A 2,684-nucleotide genomic window follows, 5' to 3' on the forward strand; every position below is an offset into this window, starting at 1 on the left:
GTGCCAGGCATTTCAATTCCCGCCGGCTTGCTGCGGCAGGAACGGCGGCAGCGGACAATGCACGGCCGCGCACACGGCGCGCAGCAGCTCCGACTCCTGCGTGGTGATCCGCCCGTCGTGGTGCAGCGTCGCCAGGAGCGCCTCCAGCAGCAGCGCCTTGGCGACAGACTCCAGGCGATCGAGTTTCGGCAGGGCCTGGTCCAGCGCCGCTACCCAGTCCTGTGGCGGCGCATAGGGAATCGACGCCTGCGGCAGCAGCGTATACAGGCCCTTCAGGTAGGCTTGGCGCGCCGCTTCGTCATCCTCGTGGCCGTGCATGGCCAGCACCGCCAGCACGGTCGCCGCCTCGGCCTGTACCTCAGGCAGATGCACCGTGCCGAACACGCGCGCACTCGACGGATGCCGCGCTTCCTCCAGATGCGACGCCAGGTCGCGGCCCAGCGCGTACTCGAACAGGCTGACCTCGCCGTCGAGATGGATCAGCACATCGACAAGCTCTCGGAATGCCATCAGCTCGGGCACAGGGCGGCGCTTCAGCGCGGGAAAAGCGATGGCCAGCAGGGGCGTGCGCTGCACCGGGTGCAGCTGGGCGAAATGCGGCAGCAACGCCTCGACTGCCGCCCGCGAGTCGGCCCCGCGGTGCTCCGCGATGCGCTCCAGATGCGCAGCCGGAGCGCGACCAGCGGCGTCGACCAGTACCGCCAGCACAAGGTCGATCGCATGGTCGTGCATGTGTGCGGCATCCGCCAGCGCCTCCGGAAGATCCGCGCGGATCAACTCCGCGTAGCGAACGTGGTCGAGGCTGGGATTGGCGACGAGCCGGGCCACCGACGGATCCCGCGTGTCCGTCGGCGGGCGACTCCCGGCACTACCGGCCTCCCCCGCCGACGTCCCGGAACCCGAGGCAGCGCCCCCGGCAAGGATCGCACCCGCAAGTACCCCACCGACCACGCCGCCGGGCAGCGCCTCGCTTCCCGGGAGAGAGCCCAGCCCGCCGGGAAACCGATTACGGGCATCCTGCAACTCCGCCGCTTCTTCAGCTTCCTGCTCGGCTTTTCGGCGCCGCTGCCACTGCACCGCGAGATCCCGGAGTTGTTCGGGCCGAAAGCCCGGGTCCAGGCGCTGGATGCGGTCCATCAACGGCGGATGCGTCGCGAACAGACGGGAATAGCCGACGCCATCGCCGAACAGCATGTGGCTGATCTCCTCCCCGTCGGCCATCGCCAGTTGTGATCCCTGCGCGGTGATGGCGATCTTCTTCAGCGCACCGGCCACCGCGGTGTTGTCCCGCGTGAACTGTACGGCCGAGGCGTCTGCCAGGTATTCCCGCTGGCGAGACAGCCCGGCCTTGATCAGCCGGCCGAAAAACATGCCGATGGAGCCGATCACCGCCACCGCCAAAGCCACCATCAGGATCGGCGCTGTACCGCGGCTGTCGCGACTGCCGCGCGCGCCGCGCATGACCATGCGGGCCAGAATCGAGAGCATCAGGATGCCGAACAGCAGCCCTACCAGCCGGATGTTCAGGCGCATGTCGCCGTTGAGGATGTGGCTGAATTCGTGTGCTATCACCCCCTGCAGTTCCGACCGGCTCATCTGCTCGAGACAGCCGCGGGTGACGCCGATGGCCGCATCGGAAGTCGTGTACCCGGCGGCAAAGGCGTTGATCCCGGGCTCCTGCTCCAGCACATAGATCTCGGGCACCGGGATACCGGAGGCGATCGCCATCTCCTCGACCACGTTGCGCAGCCGTCGGTAACTCGGGTTGGTGGTATCGGGGGGAATCAGGGTACCGCCCAGCTCCTGCGCCACCACGCCGCCGCCCTGGCGCAGGCGGCTGGTGCGCGTCCAGCTGGCCAGCGCGATCACCGCGAGCGTGATCAGGCCGGCGATCACCGCGACCGGGATCACCTCGCCGGGTGTCGGACCCCGGGTCATTGCCTCGCCGTCGTAGAATGCGATCCAGCCCAGCGCGACGATGCCGGAGACCACGACCACGATCAGGATCACCGCGATCGCGAACAGAACCAGCAGGCGCCTCGACTGCCCGACCGCGCGGCGTTGCTCGCCGAAGAAATCCATCGCCCCAGTCCCTCGCCGTATGCCCGAAGACTCAGCCGAAGGTCACCTTCGGCACCTCGCGCACGCTCTTGTCCTCGATCTGCAGCAGTTGTGCCGGGCCAAAATTGAACATGCCGGCGATGAAGTTGTTGGGAACGACCTCGCGCTTGTTGTTGTAGGCCATCACGGCATCGTTGTAGGCCTGTCGCGCGAAGGCCACCCGGTTCTCCGTACTCGCGAGTTCCTCGGACAGCTGCATCATGTTCTGGCTGGCCTTCAGGTCAGGGTAGGACTCGGACAGCGCAAACAGGCGGCCCAGGGTCTGGGTGAGCTGGTTTTCCGCCCCACCGAGTTCCTGCATGGCATCGGGATTGCCGGGGTCGGCCGCCGCCGCCTTCAGGCCGCTGACCGCCGCGTTGCGGGCCTGCACCACGGCCTCCAGGGTCTCGCGCTCGTGACCCATGTAGCCCTTGGCCGTCTCGACGAGATTCGGGATCAGGTCGTGGCGCCGGGTCAGCTGCACGTCGATCTGCGCGAAGGCGTTCTTGTACTGGTTCCGGGCCAGCACGAGCCCGTTGTAGATACTGAAAACAAAGAACACCAGGGCGACGATGACGCCCAGC

2 protein-coding genes are annotated in these 2,684 nt (G+C 67.4%); both read right to left on the minus strand.

All coding sequences use genetic code 11. The features are described 5' to 3' along the window. Positions 1-12 precede the first annotated feature (12 nt). Entirely contained in the window at positions 13-2,082 is a 2,070-nt protein-coding gene (locus tag EA346_RS06900) for a M48 family metallopeptidase (protein WP_296756966.1), read from the minus strand. Between the two features lie 31 nt (positions 2,083-2,113). Beyond that, on the minus strand, positions 2,114-2,683 hold the full coding sequence (locus tag EA346_RS06905; protein WP_296756968.1) for a LemA family protein: 570 nt from the start codon (positions 2,681-2,683) through the stop codon (positions 2,114-2,116). Position 2,684: the final 1 nt, after the last annotated feature.

The sequence above is a fragment of the Thioalkalivibrio sp. genome (assembly GCF_007692535.1).
Classification (GTDB): Bacteria; Pseudomonadota; Gammaproteobacteria; order Ectothiorhodospirales; family Ectothiorhodospiraceae; genus Thioalkalivibrio.